The organism is Croceivirga radicis, assembly GCF_002072105.2.
GTDB classification, from domain to species: domain Bacteria; phylum Bacteroidota; class Bacteroidia; order Flavobacteriales; family Flavobacteriaceae; genus Croceivirga; species Croceivirga radicis.
In genome coordinates this window covers 40,659-60,242 of record NZ_MTBC01000001.1, presented here as the reverse complement: position 1 = coordinate 60,242, position 19,584 = coordinate 40,659, and the positions used below count along the sequence as shown (strand labels likewise).

Annotated in this window: 22 protein-coding genes; 10 read left to right on the top strand and 12 right to left on the bottom strand. The window is 36.1% G+C overall.

Annotation, left to right across the window (positions count from 1 at the left end; genetic code table 11):
- Window positions 1–8 precede the first annotated feature (8 nt).
- Window positions 9–824, bottom strand: a complete 816-nt coding sequence (locus BUL40_RS00310; RefSeq protein ID WP_080317617.1) for a hypothetical protein — start codon at window positions 822–824, stop codon at window positions 9–11.
- Window positions 825–1,479: 655 nt separating this feature from the next.
- On the opposite strand from BUL40_RS00310, the gene BUL40_RS00305 reads away from it, so the two are divergent.
- Window positions 1,480–2,100 carry a hypothetical protein gene (locus BUL40_RS00305; RefSeq protein WP_080317616.1) on the top strand — a complete coding sequence of 207 codons (621 nt, stop codon included), beginning with the start codon at window positions 1,480–1,482 and terminating at the stop codon, window positions 2,098–2,100.
- Here the strand turns inward: BUL40_RS00305 and BUL40_RS00300 are convergent.
- From BUL40_RS00300 to BUL40_RS00265, 8 genes are all read right to left on the bottom strand, one after another.
- A complete protein-coding gene (locus BUL40_RS00300; RefSeq protein ID WP_080317615.1) occupies window positions 2,093–2,332 on the bottom strand; it encodes a hypothetical protein in 240 nt (79 codons plus the stop codon). The two genes, BUL40_RS00305 and BUL40_RS00300, sit on opposite strands and share 8 nt — an antisense overlap.
- A gap of 101 nt (window positions 2,333–2,433) precedes the next feature.
- Window positions 2,434–3,366 carry a hypothetical protein gene (locus BUL40_RS00295; RefSeq protein ID WP_080317614.1) on the bottom strand — a complete coding sequence of 311 codons (933 nt, stop codon included), beginning with the start codon at window positions 3,364–3,366 and terminating at the stop codon, window positions 2,434–2,436.
- A 70-nt stretch (window positions 3,367–3,436) separates the two neighbouring features.
- Window positions 3,437–3,823, bottom strand: a complete 387-nt coding sequence (locus BUL40_RS00290) for a hypothetical protein (RefSeq protein WP_141239622.1) — start codon at window positions 3,821–3,823, stop codon at window positions 3,437–3,439.
- A 4-nt stretch (window positions 3,824–3,827) separates the two neighbouring features.
- Window positions 3,828–4,100 carry a helix-turn-helix domain-containing protein gene (locus tag BUL40_RS00285; protein WP_080317612.1) on the bottom strand — a complete coding sequence of 91 codons (273 nt, stop codon included), beginning with the start codon at window positions 4,098–4,100 and terminating at the stop codon, window positions 3,828–3,830.
- 80 nt (window positions 4,101–4,180) lie between these two features.
- The gene (locus BUL40_RS00280) at window positions 4,181–4,981 is read right to left on the bottom strand and encodes a hypothetical protein (protein ID WP_080317611.1); all 801 of its coding nucleotides are present in this window, start codon (window positions 4,979–4,981) and stop codon (window positions 4,181–4,183) included.
- Between the two features lie 66 nt (window positions 4,982–5,047).
- Window positions 5,048–6,367, bottom strand: a complete 1,320-nt coding sequence (locus tag BUL40_RS00275) for a phage integrase SAM-like domain-containing protein (protein WP_080317610.1) — start codon at window positions 6,365–6,367, stop codon at window positions 5,048–5,050.
- Between the two features lie 353 nt (window positions 6,368–6,720).
- Window positions 6,721–7,848: an alkaline phosphatase gene (locus BUL40_RS00270; protein ID WP_080317609.1), complete on the bottom strand. Its 1,128-nt coding sequence runs from the start codon at window positions 7,846–7,848 to the stop codon at window positions 6,721–6,723.
- Window positions 7,849–7,999: 151 nt separating this feature from the next.
- On the bottom strand, window positions 8,000–8,563 hold the full coding sequence (locus tag BUL40_RS00265; protein WP_010518969.1) for a PhnA domain-containing protein: 564 nt from the start codon (window positions 8,561–8,563) through the stop codon (window positions 8,000–8,002).
- Window positions 8,564–8,636: 73 nt separating this feature from the next.
- On the opposite strand from BUL40_RS00265, the gene BUL40_RS00260 reads away from it, so the two are divergent.
- The 8 genes from BUL40_RS00260 to trxA all read left to right on the top strand — a co-directional run bounded on the left by BUL40_RS00260 (window position 8,637) and on the right by trxA (window position 16,455).
- Entirely contained in the window at window positions 8,637–9,242 is a 606-nt protein-coding gene (locus BUL40_RS00260) for a hypothetical protein (RefSeq protein WP_080317608.1), read from the top strand.
- Between the two features lie 5 nt (window positions 9,243–9,247).
- Window positions 9,248–9,739 (top strand): (2Fe-2S)-binding protein, encoded by a 492-nt coding sequence (locus tag BUL40_RS00255; protein ID WP_080317607.1) that lies wholly within the window; start codon window positions 9,248–9,250, stop codon window positions 9,737–9,739.
- Window position 9,740: 1 nt separating this feature from the next.
- Window positions 9,741–11,891, top strand: coding sequence for a xanthine dehydrogenase family protein molybdopterin-binding subunit (locus tag BUL40_RS00250; protein ID WP_080317606.1), 2,151 nt, complete (start codon window positions 9,741–9,743; stop codon window positions 11,889–11,891).
- A 44-nt stretch (window positions 11,892–11,935) separates the two neighbouring features.
- Entirely contained in the window at window positions 11,936–12,568 is a 633-nt protein-coding gene (locus BUL40_RS00245) for a Crp/Fnr family transcriptional regulator (protein WP_010518973.1), read from the top strand.
- A gap of 8 nt (window positions 12,569–12,576) precedes the next feature.
- A complete protein-coding gene (locus tag BUL40_RS00240; RefSeq protein ID WP_080317605.1) occupies window positions 12,577–14,295 on the top strand; it encodes a SulP family inorganic anion transporter in 1,719 nt (572 codons plus the stop codon).
- Between the two features lie 68 nt (window positions 14,296–14,363).
- Window positions 14,364–15,776: an MBL fold metallo-hydrolase gene (locus BUL40_RS00235; RefSeq protein ID WP_080317604.1), complete on the top strand. Its 1,413-nt coding sequence runs from the start codon at window positions 14,364–14,366 to the stop codon at window positions 15,774–15,776.
- Between the two features lie 4 nt (window positions 15,777–15,780).
- Entirely contained in the window at window positions 15,781–16,155 is a 375-nt protein-coding gene (locus tag BUL40_RS00230) for a rhodanese-like domain-containing protein (RefSeq protein WP_080317603.1), read from the top strand.
- Window positions 16,156–16,161: 6 nt separating this feature from the next.
- On the top strand, window positions 16,162–16,455 hold the full coding sequence (gene trxA / locus BUL40_RS00225; RefSeq protein ID WP_080317602.1) for a thioredoxin: 294 nt from the start codon (window positions 16,162–16,164) through the stop codon (window positions 16,453–16,455).
- On the opposite strand, the gene BUL40_RS00220 is transcribed toward trxA, so the two are convergent.
- Genes BUL40_RS00220 through BUL40_RS00210 form a run of 3 tightly spaced genes read right to left on the bottom strand, consistent with a single transcriptional unit; the run spans window position 16,452 to window position 19,032 of the window.
- Window positions 16,452–17,324 (bottom strand): sterol desaturase family protein, encoded by an 873-nt coding sequence (locus BUL40_RS00220; RefSeq protein ID WP_080317601.1) that lies wholly within the window; start codon window positions 17,322–17,324, stop codon window positions 16,452–16,454. The genes trxA and BUL40_RS00220 overlap by 4 nt on opposite strands.
- A gap of 5 nt (window positions 17,325–17,329) precedes the next feature.
- On the bottom strand, window positions 17,330–17,812 hold the full coding sequence (locus tag BUL40_RS00215) for a monoheme cytochrome C (protein ID WP_080317600.1): 483 nt from the start codon (window positions 17,810–17,812) through the stop codon (window positions 17,330–17,332).
- On the bottom strand, window positions 17,812–19,032 hold the full coding sequence (locus BUL40_RS00210; protein WP_080317599.1) for a sulfite oxidase: 1,221 nt from the start codon (window positions 19,030–19,032) through the stop codon (window positions 17,812–17,814). Before BUL40_RS00210 ends, BUL40_RS00215 begins: the two co-directional genes overlap by 1 nt.
- A gap of 134 nt (window positions 19,033–19,166) precedes the next feature.
- Here BUL40_RS00210 and BUL40_RS00205 point away from each other — a divergent pair, with 134 nt between their 5' ends.
- On the top strand, window positions 19,167–19,373 hold the full coding sequence (locus BUL40_RS00205; protein WP_080317598.1) for a YgaP family membrane protein: 207 nt from the start codon (window positions 19,167–19,169) through the stop codon (window positions 19,371–19,373).
- Window positions 19,374–19,584 lie beyond the last annotated feature (211 nt).

Sequence of the window (19,584 nt, the reverse complement as noted above, 5' to 3'; positions counted from 1 at the left end):
TGAGGTAATTAATATTTTAGAATTGCATTTGAAATTTGAGCAAAATAATCATCATTGCCATCAGGTTTATATTCAAGATACATTTCGCTGTGATGTACTCTCATTAACGTCCAATTGCTACTAGATAATTTTTCAAGTAAGTTTTTAGGGATTTCATATGCTAATACTCCTGTATCGCCACAAACTGTTTCCAAGACATTGTTCAGTTCAATAATGCCATATTTATCAGTTTTTATTTGGATCTTATCATTTTTTCTAAAACATCCATCTATGTCATATCTTGAGCGATATAATACTCGTAAATAATACTTCCCACCTGTTAACTTACGAATATCAAAATCCAAATAGGGTTGTGATTTGTATGCAATTGTTACGCTTGTTGTCTCATAGGTTGTAGTTTCATTCATTTCATCATAAATTTCCTTAACTTGAATGTTGTCTGAAAACTTCTTGATTTCTTTTAATCTCAATGCTTCATCAAATGCTATCTGATATGTATTTTCATTTTCACCTTTTGCAATGGCGTACATATAGCCATATCCCATAGTATGTTGAGCTTTAAATTTTAAAATTTCAATTATTTCACCGAAGTTTTCAGGGCTGTAAGACATCATTAAACCTGGTCTGAATACTGATAAATAAACACCATTATTTGCGGCTATTTGAAGGTTAAATTTATCTCCCACTTTATAGGTCTCATCGTTGTAAGCAGTATAAGAATCAAATTTTCCCCTTATCTTTTTATCTGGGTTGCTTACTTCGGAATAACTGGTTTGGGCGTTTGTTAAATTTACGGCTAGAAATAATAATATTATAAATCTCATGTTTTTGAAGGTGTTTTGATTATGGTCAATTTTTTTGAATATTTCTTAAAATGTGATTACAATAATGTAACTCATACATTAATGATTATTTGATTGGTTTCGGTTATAGAAAATATATTAATCTTACTACAGGTACAGGTTATAACTTAAATAAAGTGTTAACCTAAAGGTGTAAATTGATTTCTTCATATGCCTTTAATAGCATATCGCATTCATTCAGTTCAGTTTTTAAACTGTCTATTTCTTTCTTTAAATTCTTGTTTTCAATTTTTAGTCGGTCTATTTCGGGGGAAGTATTACAGCCAACTACTAGAATTGTTATCAATAAATAACGCATGGCATAAAATAACAACTTTTATTTTAAACCATTGTTAATCAATAGTTTTTTTATACGCGATACAGATAGTGCAATACTGTTTGGGTAAAACTTGAAATAAAGTTGATTAATCAAAATTTCTGAATTAACTATTAATTTAGATTAATTAATTAAATGCCGTAAACATGCCGTTATTTGATGATGTAATTCTAATATTTCACACTCACGCGCGCGTACTGGTTAGGATTTGTTAGGATTAGTAGAATGTTCATGTGAATTTTATCAATAAAATAATATCTTGTCTGTTTTTATCGATATTAAATAAACAACCGAATCAAATTGTACCAACCAACCTTAGGAGAAGATTATATCGCCAATTATTTTATTGAAAATGGCATTAAGTATAAAGAACAAGTAAAGGAGATTAATCTTAAAGGGGATGTAAAAAATTATAGGGTAATCGATTTTTACTTACCAACTTTAAAAGTCTATGTTGAATATTATGGTTTATACAATAAATCTAAATTGCATAGACAAGATTATGATACAAAAACGGACATTCTTATTAAAAACAGGATGCCTACCGTAATTCTTACTCCTGAAGATTTAGGTATTTTGGATTACTCTTTTCATAGCAAATTGCATAAATTATATGCTTATCCGATTTATTATAGTAGGTGGAGTATCTTAAGATATTCTCTAAATAGATATATCAGGAAAGGAAAGCCTCATTTCTTTTTCTTTGCTTTTGTTTTTTATGTAATAGGTGTTCTGATTTCTGATAATATTTCAAATGGTTATACAGAATCTATTACGTTAAAAGACTTATCTGCTATAATATTATTTCTAATAGCACTTTTTTATTTTTTTTTGACTGCTATTATGAACTTTTTAAAATTTGTAGAAGTCCACCATTTATTGATTTTTTTAGGTCTTAAGAAATTGGATAAGGCTAAATAAGATATTTGTTGTTTGTGGTATAATAATCTAGATGTAGATGCTTCATTCCATAGTCGAACCTATGATTGAATTTAGGTTCATTATTATAACTACATACATATTGCCCCTCATGTAAAATGTGTATAGTGGCGTCTCCAACTTTCATGAATTGAAAATTAACCTCATCATAGTTTAGATGCATATCGTTAAAGGCTTCTTTGACTTTTGGTAATATTACTTCTGGTATATTCATTGCTACAGGATTTAAAGTACAAAAGGTAAGTATTCACACTATATTATAGTAGAATATTTACCTTTTATCTTCAATATTACTCCTGTGGAATTTTTAGCGTTTTAAACCATCAAAAGGTTTGCTTTGTTGCAAATAGCGTCAATTACGGTTTGGGTTAGATTGAAACCTGTCTTTTCTAGACTGTTTAGATATCTTTTCTTTTTGTCATTAAAGGCTTGAACTCTTTTTTGATTTATTGCTTTATTCCAATAAAATGGATTTGAACATTCAATAAGTTTATTTACTTCTCTTTTCTTTAATTTATTAGGTTTAATATCGAGGTCTATTAAAAGTAATTTCCCTGCTTGTTTTAAAAGTTCGTCATATATATTATCGTATGTTTTTAATTCAGTAAGGTCTTTCAAATTAGCAATGCCTAGTTTTTTCAATTTCCTTGACTGTTTAGTTTTTACTTCAAATCTGAGGGTGTTTTCATTACAGTAATCTGGAAATTGAAAGCCTTTAGAATAAAATTTTATTTGCAAGTACTTATTTGGCTTTCCGCTTTTATCAAAAGAATGTGCAATACTGCTGTATTTTAAATCTCTAGATTTTCGAAATTCATTTCTAGAATGAAATGACGGATATAAAACAAGGTTTTTGTCATAACCATTTACACTGAAATTAACCCCAAACTCTAGATTAACTATTTTAAAGTATTGGGTGTCAATTAATCCAAATAGATTTATGAATTGATTAAATGTTCCTATTGACTGCCTAACATTAAAATCGTTTGCATTATGAATATTTGCGTTATGCCAGTAATGAGGTTTAAACTCAATAACAAGCCGTTTGTTTGCTTCATTCATATCTTTTGGACAATGAGGTTCTAAAATAAATTTCACCCCTTTATAGGCTTTCTTTTCAATCTTTAATAATTCACCTGTACCGTAATTGAGTGTATCTAAATGGGATTCTGTGTATAACAGTGGGTGTCTCCACGTTTTATCTATAATTATTGGATTGGTAACCCAAATTTTTGTGAAATCAATCATTATCTTTACGATGTTATATTAGCGTATAATTTGAAAAATTAGAGGGTGTTCGTACCACCCTCTTTTTTGTTTAATAATAAGCTTTAAAAGCGCGTAGGAAAGCAACTAACTTTCTGGTGTAAAACTCCCTAAAAAAATATACTTTCAGTTTATAGCCGTTTTCTAAAAAGCGAAATATTATTAGGTTTTTTTTGCCTTCTGTGTCGCCAAAGAAGATATTTGCATCATAGGTGGGAAACAAGCCAGTAATTTGTTTTGACCACTTATTATTATCTCTAATCTTTAAAGAGTATGTATAGTTTGCTTTACTACAATTCTGATTTAAAGAGATGTTAAGTTTATCGCTTAATATTGGTAATCCCTTTTGTAAATCGTAATGCCTTGTGGATTTAAATAATCGCTCCGTGTTGAGGTTGTAATTCATGACAACGGGCTTTGGTATTATTGTCGTTGTCATAAGTTTAAAGTTCTATTAAAGCTTGTTCTACTTCGCTTCTTTTGTAATAAACCTTACCTGCTATTCCATAAGACTTCAATAAACCTTTTCTAGTCCACAAATAAAGAGTACTGAGGTTTATTTTTAAAATTTCAGCGGTTCTTTTCCTAGTTAGAAATTCTTCAGCGGCTCTGGGTTGAAAGTTTGTTTTAAAATCTTCAAATAAAAGTTTTACGTTTTCGGTAATCTCTCTTTTTAATTGCTCTGGAGTTGTTGCAATAAATTGTAATGTGGGCATCTTTAATTTTTTTAATTATTAATGCTCAAATATCAATTCATTTAATAGGTGGGTGTACGCCTGTAAATGCTCCCAGTGATTTATTTCAATATGTTTTGAATGTATTTTTTTACAGAATCTATATATGCATATGAGGTGTATCTCATGCGGTCTTCCCTACTAATAGGACTTAAGACCAATACGTTTCCTTTTACTTGCCTTTCAGAAGTGCCCAACAATTTGCTTATTAGTTGATACTGTTTTTGTTTGGGAATTTTTTTTATGATTTCATTTTCGAAAAATCCAAGTTCGTTCAATAAGGCAATTTGATAAGGTAAATTTGTTTTGGGTTTTTTCTCTTCAAGTACTACATTGTTGGAGTGAATGTGCCCTATATTTTTAGAGTAATCAATTACATAATCTAGTAAAATATATTTTGAAATATTTTTAATTAGTGGGCTGTAAAGTTTAAAGAAAATTGAGGTATAACGTTCGCAATCATCTATTTCAATTAAATTATAAGAGTCAACGTGATATTCGTTGTGCATTAATTCTTTTCCTAAAAGGCTTATAACATTTTGGCTCGAATTAATATCATAATAAGCACAGCAATTTATTAGGCTATTTTGGGTAATAAATACCTTTCTTCTTTCTAAATCAATTTTATATTGTAATCCATTACGGGATTTTGAAAATTTATTTATCTCAACTTTATTCTTTTGTTCACCAATGAATGTATGTAGATAGTTTAATTTTTCTTGCTTTTCTATTATGAATTTTAATTCAAGGTTTAATTCCTCTATTTTGTTGAAAAAAGTGTTTGTTATATAATCATTAACCTCTTCTATTATATCACTTATAAAGAAATCATATTTTGGGATATAGAAATTGGGTTTTAGCATTTTAAATGGTTTAGTTTGAAAGAATATTAAAGTTACTAGATTTAGAAACTAACCAATTGAGGATTTTTATATAACCCTAAGTTTGGACTCTTTATTCTTTAAATATTTTTTCTCCATTTCATCGAATTTAGACCTTGCAATTCGGCTTAGTGTGGAGTCAGACTTATCAATATAAGTTAGAAAGTTCTTTTCGTTTACGTGCCCTGTTATATTCATTATTTCTTGTGTTGTCCAATTTCCGCTATTATAAAAATTACAAGCAAATGAACGTCTACCTGTATGATTGCTAATTAATTTATACTTTGGGTAAGTTCCTTTTATTCCATTATATCTTCCTTTTACTTTTTCTCGTATTCCTGAAATACGACAGACCTCCTTAATCAAAGAACTTAATAGGCTTCTTTGGCTTTGCTCATTATCTGTAAATTTAGGAGGGAAGTCGTTATTATGTCGTTTTAAAACATCTCTTACTATGTGGTGTATTGGTATTTCGAGATTTTTATTTGTTTTAAACTGTTTTAATACAATGTAATCGCCTCCATCAATTTTTTGAATGTTGTTTTTTGTAAACCTATGTAAATCAGATATCCTTTGCGCGGTAAAACACGATATGATAAACCAATCTTTTGCTATTTGCAGTCTTTCCGTTGGCATTTTCTTATCTATAATCTTATCTATCTCTTCAAAAGTTAAATAGGTTACTATATTTTCGTCTGTAAATCCTTTAATATTCAAATAGTCTGGGTCAACTTGGTAACCGTTTAATTGTGCGTCCTTAATTATAGTTTTTAAACGTTTTATATACCTTCCCTTAGTATTTATGCTTTTTGGTTCAACATCGGTAAGAAAGTCTAGTAAATCATTGGCAAAGGCATTATTAACGTCTTTAATCTTAATTCTTTTTCCTAAATGGTTTTGATATTTCTCGAGTACTTTCAAAAAGTTTAAGTACTTATCAATTGTATTTTGCTTGAAATATGATTTTACGTTATTTCTGATATATGTTCGTTTTTTTAAATCCTCACAATACCATTTTGCAAAGGGAATTAAATAATCGAACTCTTTTGTAGGTTCAAGATTATTGAAATGTTGAATCAATTTTTTCAACTCTTTACTTTCAATGTCTAAAATACTTTTGTTTTCAGCTTTTTCAACCTCATCAATAAACTCTTCAATTGCTTTAGTAAGGTCATTCAGACGATTTTTAAGGCTTTTATTATGGGCTGAATTTGTTTTAGGTAAATTTTTGCTCTCATTCCAATCTTTAGCCTCTTTTATAGTTAATCCCGTAGATAGTCTAAAGTCCTTATGTCTGCCAATACTTAATCGTAAGTATACTTTACATGTACCTGATTTTTTGTAAGGGTAGTATTTGATATTTGCCATTGATAAAACATAGAATAATTGCAAATTATCTTTTTGCCATTATTTATCCAACAATATATCCAACAATATTAAAATTATATGCAATAATTAACAATCATATACAATTATAAAGACCTGAATAATAAGTTATATATGATTTATAGGGGTTTACTTCGATTAATTTCAAAACCACAATTACACCCCAAGAGGGGGAGCTTAATGATAGAAAGCCTTTCGAGAAATCGAGAGGCTTTTTCTTTTTAAACTAGTTTTAGGAATTAATAAAACCATCTCTAAGGGATGGTTCTATTAGTTGGCTAATAGTTAGCTACGTGTGTTTCAATATATAGATATTCAAAAACGTTTGTATCGTTTTATTGCTTATCCAAGCTGGCAACTTTTAGCATTTTATGAAAAATAGCATTGTTTTGGTATATGCCCTGAAAATGTTCTGCACCTTGGCCCATAGCAAAAACAGGTATTAACTCCCCACTATGTTGGTCTGTATTAAAGTACACCTTAGCTTTTGTTGGCACCTCTTTATTCTCGCCCGTTGCTGTATCCGTTTCATAAAATTTGCCAATACTTACTCCTCCGGTTTCATGGTCTGCAGTAACTACCAATAGCGTGTTGGGGTTTTCTTTTACATATTGCATTACCACCCCTAGGGTTTTATCAAAATCTTGGACCTCTGTTATCACCATTTCATCATTTTTGGCATGGCCACCCCAATCTATATAAGAGCCTTCTACCATTAAAAAGAATGGTTTCTTGGTTGCGCCAAGATGTGTAATTGCTTTAAGGGTTGCCTCACTTAAGTAGTCTTTTCTGCCTTCTATTTTAGACGGTAGGCCTTCTTCGGCTAATATAAAAGCGCTCTTTTGGTTTTGTTGGGGCTCACTTAAGTTGGTAGTGTCCAAATGGTAACCCTTATTTTGCAGCTCTTTAAATAAATCTTTATTGTCAGTTCTTTTATTAAAGAATTTTTTACCGCCACCGGCAAGGAAATCTATATCTGCATCCATAAGCTGAAGTGCAATATCTTCATGTAAATCCCTATCAGGTACATGGGCATAAAAAGCAGCAGGTGTGGCATGTGTTATAGAGGTTAAACTTACTAGACCTGTGCTGTAACCTTTTTTTTGCAGCTTTTTTAAAATTGACTCTTTTGCTAGGGTGTCTGCATTTACCCCTATGGCCCTTTTGTATGTTTTCTCGCCAATGGCAAATGCCGTTGCCCCGGCAGCAGAATCTGTTATTCTATGGGTTTTATCTGATGTTTGGTGAAATCCTATTTGCTTGAATTGTGAAAAATTTGGCTCTTGTTGCCCAAAGTAATAAGCGGTAGAGACTTGGGGTACTCCCATACCATCACCAATCATAAAAATGATACTGGTAGGTTCTTTTTCTTCTATTGTATTTTTTGTTTCAGTTTTGGTGTTGCAAGCGTTTAAAACGCTAATAATTAGTGCGGTAAGGATAATATTTTTCACCTGTTTCATAAGTGTACTTTTAACAAATATAATAGGCTTGAACGTTCGTGACCACGCTATTTTAAAATATTTTTAAAACAATTTTTTTTGTCGTTTACGTCCATAAAATAAGAGAAATACTACATGGTAATCCCAATTATTTTTATGATAAAAGTATGGTCTATAGTTTCTTTACATATTTCGTTAGTATCACAATATGCTGCCCATTTACTTTGCCTTCTATGTAGGTTTCGTTCTCGTGGTCTAAAGAAATATTACGCACTGCTGTACCTCTTTTAGCGGTAAAACCAGCTCCTTTCACGTTTAAATCTTGTATTAAAACCACATTGTCCCCTACAGCTAAAATATTACCATTGCTGTCTTTGTGTACTAGAGCATTTTCATTGGGTAATGTAGCCTCTGCCCAACTACGGGTATCGTCCTCTAAATACATCATATCTAATAAATCTACGGGCCAGCCTTCGTGTTTAAGATGATGTAGCATTCTAAAAGAAAGTACTTGCACGGCTGCATTGGGGTTCCAAATACTATCATTTAGCAATCGCCAATGATTAGGGTCTGCGGTTTCTGGCTGGTCTAATTGTTTTGAGCAAACAGCACAGAGCAGGGCGTACTCCTCGGCAATGCTTCCTGTTTTTGGAGCAACAATATAAGGTTCTAAATTATCTTGGCTACCACAAAGTTCGCATTGGTTACCACTTCGTTCTTGTAATTCTTTAATCAAAATAGTAGACGTTTAGGTTGTAACGGCAAAGGTATGGCTTTGCTATATTTCGTATCTTGGAAAAAACGAAAGGATGAAAAAATCGCTCCCCTTACTATTCCTGCTAGTTCTGCTCACGGGAATGCTCTTCGGTCTTAATACATCCGTCCACGTAAGCAATTATAAAACAATAGATAAGCCAGTAGAAGTGTCTAACGAGACTACTTTTCATCAACTGATGGATGTGTTAACCCATCCCCGTTGTATGAACTGCCACCCGACAGACAACCTGCCCAAACAAGGCATGGAACGGCAGCCGCATCATTTTGATATGGCCAGAGGTGCGGATGACCATGGTTTTGAAGCTACCCAATGCCATACCTGTCACCAAAAAGAAAATAATCCCTATTCAGGAGTTCCAGGAGCACCCCATTGGGGGCTAGCACCAGCATCTATGGGGTGGCAGGGATTAACCAGAATAGAAATTGCGGAACGCTTGTTAAACACCGAAACGAACGGCGGTAAAAATCATGAAGCGCTCGTAGAACACCTTACCAAAGATGCACTGGTTTTATGGGCATGGAATCCTGGGGTGGATGCCAACGGTGTAGAACGAGAAAAACCACCCTTATCTAAGGAAGAATATATCGCAGTTGTAGAAAAATGGTTCGCAGACGGAGCTGTAATACCCACAAAATAAAACAAATGAAAATACAACTTATAGTAAATGGCACTCCGCAATTAGTACAAATAGAAGACGAAATGACCCCACTATTATGGGTAATTCGGGATGTGTTAGACCAAAAAGGTACCAAGTTTGGGTGCGGAAAGGCTGCCTGTGGGGCTTGTACGCTCTTGGTGGATGACCAAGCGGTACGTTCTTGTTCGTACCCTATAAAATTTGCAGAAGGAAAAACCATAACTACTATAGAAGGTCTAGGAACAAAAGAAAATCCACATCCTGTTCAGCAAGCGTGGATAGAAGAAGTAGTGCCGCAATGTGGTTATTGCCAGCCTGGGTTTATGATGGCTACCGCTGCGCTTCTAAAAAAAGTGCCTAAGCCAACAGATGAAGATATTGACAACAATATTATTAACGTATGCCGTTGCGGTACGTACTATCGCATGCGTAAGGCAATACATAGAGCTGCAGCACTGAATAGTGAATTACCAATTACTGAACAAGAAAAGGAATAGTATGGCAAAGGTATCTAGAAGAAAGTTTTTGGTAAGAGGAGCATTAGGTACGGCTGGCATTGTAGCGGTTGGTACGTACTTGTTTCGCAACCCTATTCGTAGGCAGGTTTTAGCTTATGCAAATTCCGCCGATTCTCCTTATTTAGGTAGCGGTATGGAACCCGTTTTGTGGTTTGAACTGACTGAAGAAAATAGAATTCGCCTATATTCTCCAAAGGTAGAAATGGGTCAAGGAACCTTTACGGGTATGGCACAATTGGCAGCAGATGAGTTAGAATTGCCCTTATCTAGTATAGAGGTGGTTCACGCACCTTCCATCACTGGTAATATGGATAGTTTTGCTACAGGAGGTAGTACTTCTATTGCAAGTTTATGGCAACCCTTACGGGAACTTGCCGCAACCATGCGAGAAATGATTAAAACCGCTGCTGCAGAGCTGTGGGAGGTAGCTGTTGCTGATGTTGTAATGGAAGAAACGAAGGTGAGTGCTGGCAAGAAGGAACTTACTTTTGCGGCTTTGGCAAAACAGGTAAACCAATGGCCAGAAGTAGATACCCCAGAACTTAAAAAGCTATCGGATTATAAACTAATTGGCAAACCCTTACCTAGGGTAGATTTAGAGGATAAGGTATTTGGAGTACCCATTTTTGGTATGGATGCGAGCATGCCAGACATGGTGTATGGTACGGTGGTAAGGCCAGAATACATAGGGGCAACATTTATAAGTGCAGATGTTAGCCAAGCAGCGTCAATGCCAGGCGTGCTTAAGATTATTCAGGAAGATGATTTTGTGGGCGTGGTAGCCAACTCGTATTTGGAAGCCGAAAATGCAAAACAGGCAATTAAGGTAACTTGGGATGCCCCTACACAGTTGCAGTTAAAGGATATTGAGGCCAAGATGAAAGTGGGCAATGGCAATCCTACGCTAATTCAGAAAAAGGGAGATGCCTTAGAAGAAGTAGCTGTAGAGGCGGAGTTTACCACGCCAATAGCTGCACATGCCCAGATAGAACCTAACGGCGTGGTAGCACATGTAACCGATGATGGTGCTACTTTATTTTTATCTACTCAGGTAGTAGCTATTACCCAAAAGGAGGTAGCAAAACGATTGGATTTAGATACTGATAAAGTGAATATAATTCCCACTTTTTTAGGAGGCGGTTTTGGTAGACGGTTACACACGCCACATGCAGTGCAAGCGGCAGTAATGTCCAAATTGGTTGGCAAACCCGTAAAATATTTTTTTAGTCGTAAAGAAGAGTTTCAGCATGATATGTTTAGGCCGCCTACACATCATCAACTTAAAGCAAAACTTACGGCTAATGGCAAAATAGAAAGCATTCAGCACGATTTCTCTAGTGGAGATGTAGCCATAGATTCAGCCTTATTACCCGGATTTTTAAACAAAATGTTGGGCGCAGATGTGGGGGCCATACGTGGCGGATTTTGTCAATATTTTGCTATTCCCAACATTAGAACTACCTCTTGGCATGTAGAACTCCCATTTGCTACCAGTTGGTGGCGTAGTTTAGGCTTATTGGCCAATACCTTTGCTTGGGAAAGTTTTATGGATATCTTGGCAGAAAAGGCGGGGAAAAACCCGGTCGATTTTCGTTTGGAACACATTAAGGACGATGACGCAGGTGCACGATTACGAAAGGTGATAGAAACAGCCGCGGAAAAGGCGGGCTATACGGACAAGGTGATCGATGGTAAGGCCATGGGTTTTGCCGCCTCTACGGATGCAGGTACCCCTTGTGCCCAAGTGGTAGCACTTTCTATAGAAAAACAGCAAATAAAAATACACAAAGTAACCTGTGTTTTAGACCCAGGGTTCGCAGTGAATCCAGACCAAGTAAAAGCGCAATGCGAAGGAGCCATAATTATGGGCATTAGTGCTTCGCTTTTTGAAGAGATGACCGTAGTGGATGGGCAATTACAGCCCACTATTTACGGACCTTACCAAATGGCTTTAATGAAACACGCACCAAAGGAAATAAACGTAACCCTTTTACAAGGTCGTGAAGTTCCTGGGCCAGTGGGGGAACCACCTTTAGGGCCTATAGGTGCCGCTATTGCCAATGCAGTGTATCGTTTAACGGGAAAACGGCTAAATCATATGCCATTACAAAAGACCTTGAACAAGATGTAACAAGAGTTACTAAAGTTGCTATTGTTAATGTGTAAATTCGTACTGTGATACAAGAATTACATACCAGTTTTGGAAATACGTTTGAGCAAGCTTTGTTAAACGATATTGCCCAAGTGGGGACTTTTAAAGAAGTGCCTGCCGGTTTTCAATTGATGGATATTGGGCAGTACATAAAATATATGCCGCTGCTCTTAGAAGGTGTAATTAAAATACTTAGAGAGGATGATGAAGGTGATGAATTGTTACTTTATTATTTGGAGCAAGGAGATACCTGTAGCATGACAATGGCATGTTGTCTAGGCGATGCAAAAAGTAACATTAGGGCTATTGCAGAGACGGATGCCAAGCTTATTATGGTTCCAATTCACAAAATGGAAGAATGGACCGCTAAGTACAAAACATGGCGAAATTTTGTGTTCGAGAGTTACCATTCTCGCTTAAATGAGTTGCTACATACAGTAGATAGTATCGCTTTTATGAATATGGATGAGCGGCTAATTGATTTTTTGGTACGAAAGTCTGAGGTAAACAACAGTACAATTATCACCAACACCCATCAAGAAATTGCGTATGATTTGCATAGCTCTCGTGTCGTGATATCTCGCTTACTAAAAAAGTTGGAGAACATGGGTAAAATTAAACTTAGTAGAAGCCATATAGAAATCATCAACTTATAGATTAGTAGATGCTTAAAAAATACTTTCCTATTCTAGATTGGTTGCCCAACTACAAAAAGTCTTATTTATCTGGAGACCTAGTAGCGGGCTTAACCGTTGGTGTAATGCTAATTCCGCAGGGTATGGCCTATGCTATGATAGTTGGTTTGCCGCCGGTCTACGGGTTGTATACCGCACTAGTTCCAAATTTGGTATATGCGCTTACAGGTACCAGTAGAAAATTGGCCGTTGGGCCTGTAGCTTTGGATGCCCTAATTGTGGCTTCTGGCTTATCTGCCATGAAATTGGCAACAGAAGGAGAATATATAGCCATGGCCTTGTTCATAGCCTTATTTGTGGGTGTGTTGCAATTGGCAATGGGCTTCTTAAAACTAGGATTTTTAGCCAATTTTTTGTCCAGGCCTGTAGTGAGTGGTTTTACTTCTGCGGCAGCTATAGTTATAGGGGTAAGCCAGTTAAAACACTTATTTGGGGTAAAGGTTTCTTCGTCTAATACAGTAGAGACCATACAGCAGTTGTTTACCAATTTACATACGCTAAATTGGTATGATTTTACCATTGGTGTTGCGGCCATGCTCGTTATTGTAGGGTTAAAAAAATGGAATAGAAAATTGCCTTCTGCCATGATAGTAGTGGTATTGGGTATTGTGGGTATTTATCTTTTTATGGTAAATGAGGCAGATGTAAACATTGTGGGCTATGTGCCTAATGGTTTACCCGCTTTTACTTTGCCCAATTTTACGTGGGAACAATTAACACTTGCATTTCCGTTAGCCATGGCTTTGGCATTTATTGCTTTTGCAGAAGAAATGGCAATTGCCAAAGGTGTAGAAGAACGTACCCAAGAGTACCATACCGTGCCAGACCAAGAATTAAAAGCATTGGGGGTAAGTAATATTATTGGGGCACTATTTCAATCTTTTTCTGCTAACGCAAGTATGTCTCGTACCGCCGTAAATGTAAATGAAGGTGCAAAAACAGGACTGGCATCTATTATCAGTGCTTTGGTAGTAGGCTTGGTGTTGTTGTTTTTAACGCCATACTTTCAATATTTACCTAAGTCTATTCTTGGAGCCATTATTTTAGTGGCTGTTTTTGGTTTACTAGATTTAAAATATCCGGCGCAGCTGTACAAACATCAAAAAGACGAATTGATATTGTTGATTGTCACCTTTGTAACTACGCTTTTTGTTGGTATTGCCCAAGGTATCATTTTTGGGGTGTTGTTTTCCTTGTTTCTATTAATATATCGTACCTCTAAACCACACGTAGCCGTGTTGGGTAAAATAAAAGGGATGGACTATTTTAAGAATGTAGAGCGCTTTTCTGAAGATGTGGAATGCGATAACGGCATTCTGATTCTTCGTTTTGATGCACAGCTGTTCTTTGCCAATGTGCAACATTTTAAAACAGCCTTATACAAACAAATCCACCTTAAAAAAGGAACGCTGAGTTATGTTATTCTTAATGCGGAGCCAGTGAATTATATAGACAATACTGCTGCCGCAGAATTAGAAAAAATAGTCATCGACCTAAAAGAAAAAGGAATCACCTTTAAACTTGCAGGTGCCATAGGCCCCATACGTGATATTCTGGTAAAAAGTGGCTTGGTCAAAGTTATTGGGCCAGACCATATCCACGTACGTACGGCAGAAGCCTATGAAGATTGTTTGGCACATGTGGGCAAATCGCCCATGCAGAACAAGGTGTCTATGCAGTATAAATAATTGTGTAACAGAAGTTACTGCGTAAGAAAAAACTTAGACTTAATTTTGGAGTATTAAATACAATTACAATGAAAATAGAACAAATATATACCGGATGCTTGGCCCAAGGGGCATATTACATTGAAAGTGATGGCGAAGTGGCTATAATTGATCCCCTTAGAGAGGTAAAACCATATTTGGATAGAGCGGCTAAGGCCAATGCAGAAATCAAGTATATTTTTGAGACCCATTTTCATGCAGATTTTGTGAGCGGACATGTTACCTTGTCTAAAGAAACGGGAGCTCCAATTGTGTATGGGCCAAACGCCAATCCTACGTTTGATGCCATAATAGCAAAAGACAATCAGGAGTTTAAATTGGGCAAGGTAACCATTGTAGCCTTGCACACACCTGGACATACCATGGAAAGTACCACCTATTTACTAAAAGACGAAAATGGAAAAGACCATGCTATTTTTAGTGGAGATACTTTGTTTTTAGGGGATGTAGGTAGGCCAGATTTGGCTCAAAAAGCTGCGGATATGACCCAAGAACAATTGGCAGCTACTTTGTTTGATAGTTTGCGTACCAAAATAATGCCTTTGGCAGATGATGTAGTGGTATACCCTGCGCATGGTGCCGGTTCTGCTTGTGGTAAAAATATGATGAAGGAAACGGTAGACACGCTAGGGAACCAAAAGAAGATGAATTATGCCCTGCGGGCAGATATGACCAAGGAAGAATTTGTAAAAGAAGTTACAGAAGGTTTGTTGCCTCCTCCACAATACTTTCCATTAAACGTTAAGATGAACAAGGAAGGCTATGATGATATTGATGAGGTTTTGGAAAGAGGTACCCAGGCGTTATCACCAACCGCATTTGAGGCTGCGGCCAACGAAACCGGTGCTATTGTCTTAGATGTTAGACATCAAAACGAATTTGCCAAGGGGCACATACCACGCTCCATTTTTATAGGAATAGATGGCGGTTTTGCGCCTTGGGTGGGTGCTTTGATTGGCGATGTACAACAGCCTATTTTATTAGTGGTAGAAGAAGGTAGGGAAGAAGAAGTGGTTACAAGGCTTTCACGTGTTGGTTTTGATAATACCTTAGGTTATCTAAAAGGCGGTTTTGAAGCCTGGAAAAAGGCCTCTATGGAATATGATACGGTAAGTACCGTGCCTGCAACCGCACTAAAAGAGGCCATGGAGGCCGAAGATGTACCGGTATTTGACGTTAGAAAACCAGGAGAATATATTTCTGAACACATCCCAAATGCCCATGCAACACCCTTAGATTTCTTAAATAATCACCTGGCAGAATTCCCTTCTGAGCAAACATTTTATGTGTATTGTGCCGGTGGTTATAGAAGTATGATTGCCGCAAGTATTCTAAAAAGTAGAGGAATTCACAATTTAATTGATGTTGCTGGCGGATTTAAGGCTATTAAAGAGGCAGGAATTCCTGTGTCTGATTATGTTTGCCCAACAACTATAAAATAGACGTATGAAGAATATCCTTAAAGTCTTATGTGCAGCTTTGTCTTTTATACAACTAGGTGCCTGCCAAGATAACAATGACGTTGTAGTTACTAAAGTTGATAAGGCATTCTTAAAAACCCATGCCATTGGTAAGGAAGTACAACTCATTGATGTGCGTACGCCACAAGAGTATGGCGTCGGACATATAGATGATGCCAAAAACATAAATGTAGGCAGTCCAGATTTTGTTCAACAAATTCAAGGTTTAGATAAAGAAGAGCCGGTATACCTATATTGTAAAATGGGGGGTAGAAGCAATAAGGCGGCGCAACTATTAAAAAAGCAAGGTTTTACTAAAATTTACGACTATACAGGTGGTTATAACGATTGGATAAAATAAACACGTATGGCAAGTTTCAATGAAATAGTAGCAAGTGAAAAACCTGTTTTGGTCGATTTTTTTGCAGAATGGTGTGGGCCATGTAAAACCATGGGACCTATACTCAAGCAGGTAAAAGACCAAGTTGGGGAACAAGCTAAGATTGTAAAAATAGATGTAGATAAAAATCAGGCTTTGGCGGCTCGTTACCAAGTTAAAGGGGTGCCTACCTTAATGTTGTTTAAAAATGGCGAAATGCTATGGAGACAATCTGGGGTGGTACAATCTCAAGATTTAGTTAGGCTAATACAGGCCAATTAAGATTTCTGTTTTTTAAACCCATGAGTTAATTGCCCCAAAAAGTTTTGGGGCATTTTTTCGTCTCCAGGGTAGCCTAATGGCACATTACCACTATCTTCTGGTAGGTAATTGGTTTTAAAAATATAGTCCCATAAACTTAGACTAATCCCAAAGTTGACCCCAAAACTACCTTTTGGTAGGGTATAGGCATGGTGGTACAAATGCATTACGGGATTATTAAATATATATTTTAAGGGGCCATAGCTCAATTTGATGTTGGCGTGATTTAGATGGCCAATGGTAATGGCAATAAAATGAACAATGTAGGCTTGTTCTGGCTCAAAGCCGCCCAAAAGCATTACGCCAAATGTTTTTAATGGCTTATAAAGAATGTTTTCCATCCAATGGTATCGTAAATGCGCAGCGAACCCCATTTCTTTAACGCTGTGATGTACCTGATGAAAATTCCAGAAAATTGGAAATTTATGCAGGCAAACATGGGTAAACCACTGTACAAAATCGAGCAGAATAAAAAACACCAACAATTGGGACCAAACGGGCCAGCTCCTAGTATCTATTACCGCTAGACTTTCTATTGTAAGTCCCCCTTTGGCAAAAGCAAGTTCTATAACCTTATAAAAACCACTAACAACTAGAGCAAAAATGAAAAAATTGAAGAACATGTAAAAAGCGTCTAACCAAAAGTCTTTACGTATTATTTTTTGGTCTTTTCGCCATGGAAATAGTATCTCTAACATCCATACTACAATGGATATAACCACCAAGCCCCAAAAATAGTTTTTATACCATGGTACTTTAAACAGTATTGCTTTTAAAGTATAATCAAAGGTGCCACTAATAGCGTTTAAAAACGCATCTACGTATTCCACTTACATCAATTTAAGGTGTACCACTCTATATTGGTCAAGTTTTCTCTTCTACCTTTCTGTTCTGGCGCGTAATTTTTTGCCAGATAATTTAAAATTATAACTTCATTGTCCCCTAAATCCCATAGGTTTTGGGTTTCTTGCATCCATTTTATAGTAGCTGACCAACCTTCTTTGGTCATTCTATTTTGCGTTACCAATTTAGCGGAGTGGCAATTGGTACAGTTATTTACCACCGTCATTAACCCATCGTCTGCAATAAATCCAGTACGTAAATGTATACCATCTTCAATGGCATCAAAATCATCCTTAATTTCGTTGGTTTCTAATACGGTAAGCGTAGTCTCTGGTTTAGAAGAAAATGCAGATAAACTGGGGTCAACCATCAAGTAAACTAGAATTCCAGCAATAGCAATAAAGAAAACAAATAGGGTTACGCTTAACTTGCGAATTAATGCCGCACTTTCTTTAAATTTATTGGGCTGCTCCATTATCCTATTTTTACGGCAATTCTATGGCAAGCGTTATTTAAATAGCCTTTGGGGTTCCAGCCTGGTAATAACATGGGTTGACTTACACCATTGGTATCCGTGGCTTTTGCCCAAACCTCATAGTAACCTGTTTCGGGAAAATCTACCATCGCAGAAAAATGTTGCCACGCTAATCTATTGGAGGGTTTATTAAGCTTACATAGTTTCCAAGTTGCTCCAAAATCTATAGAATATTCCATTTTAGCTACTTCTAGTTCACCTGCCCAAGCATGACCGCGAATGGTCAATGATTGTTCTTTCTTAAGCATAGCACCTGTTTTTGGATAGGTAATTAAAGACTTTACTGGCATAGATTCTATAATGCACATATCTTCATCTTTTACCTTTGCACCAGGCGCTACTGGTTTGCAGGGAACGCGGTAGGCGGTACCCGTCATTTTTGCTCCATCATGTACAATGTTACGGACACTAATTTCTGTAAGCCATTTACCAGAGGTAGATGCTGGCCAACCACCACAAACCAAACGTAACGGAAAACCGTGCGCTAAAGGTATGTCCTCACCATTCATTTTAAAAGCCAATAAGGTTTCGTCTTGTAGGGCTTTTGCTATGGGTACACCTCTAGAAATGGGCTCTTTCTCTGGGTTACCGCTTAAATGTACATCTGCGGCGTGGTAACCAATATAAACGGCATCATCTTTTATTCCAACAGCCTGTAATACATCTTTAAGGCGAACCCCTGTCCATTTTGCACAATGTACGGCGCCTACGGTCCACTGATTTCCCTTAGCTGGTGGATTAAATTCCGCCCGTCCGTTTCCGCCACATTCTAAAGTAAGTTGGTAGGTGTACTGTTTAAACTGTTTTTTTAAATCGTTTAGGCTAAATGATTTTTCTTGTACAACCGACTCCCCGTTAAAGGTAATTTTCCATGAGTCTGCGTCTATGTTTACGGGTAGTTTTCCGTTATTTCTAATAAACATATTTTTATTAGGAGTAATCGCATCATCCAACAAATGGGCCTTAGCTTCAATATTCCATGGCTTATCATTTAATACCACCATTTCTTTGTTCTTATCAAAAAGGCTAAAGGGGTCTTGGTCTTGTAATCCAAGAGGTGTATATCCTTCAGGCATAAAATTACCTTGGACAATTTTAGCCCCCAAAATGCTACTCATGGTAGCCAAGCCTATATTCTTTGCGAAAAACCTTCTTTTCATTAGCTATGATGGAATTTTAAAAGTATCCTTAAAAAGTAATCTTTTGTGTAACCAAGGTTACACCGTTACCGCTACACTTTACGTAATTTTATGATGGCTCTCTTTAAAAGCTGTTAGTAACTAAAATTAAGGATATGAAAAAGAATATGGGTGTTGTGGATAGAGTTTTTAGAATTGTAGTTGCTATTGTGGTGGCACTATTATTTCATTTTAACATTGTAGGTGGTGTTTTTGCGTATGTGCTTTTGATTTTGAGTGCCGTTTTTTTATTTACGAGCATAACAGGTTTTTGTCCTGTATACACTCCTTTTGGGTTTAATACTTGCAAACTGAAAGAATAAATTTATTGATTGATTGATTTAAGGCTGCTTCTTACTGGAAGTAGCCTTTTTTCTTTACTGCTGTTTGCTATTTTCTGTGGTTTGGAATAGGGTTAATTTTCGGTTCTACTATTTTGTTCAAGAACATATCCCTTGTTTGCGCATAAGCGTATTGGTATAACACCTTCCATTTTTATTTTGGTTGTATTGGCACTGGTAATTGCTCTCTATG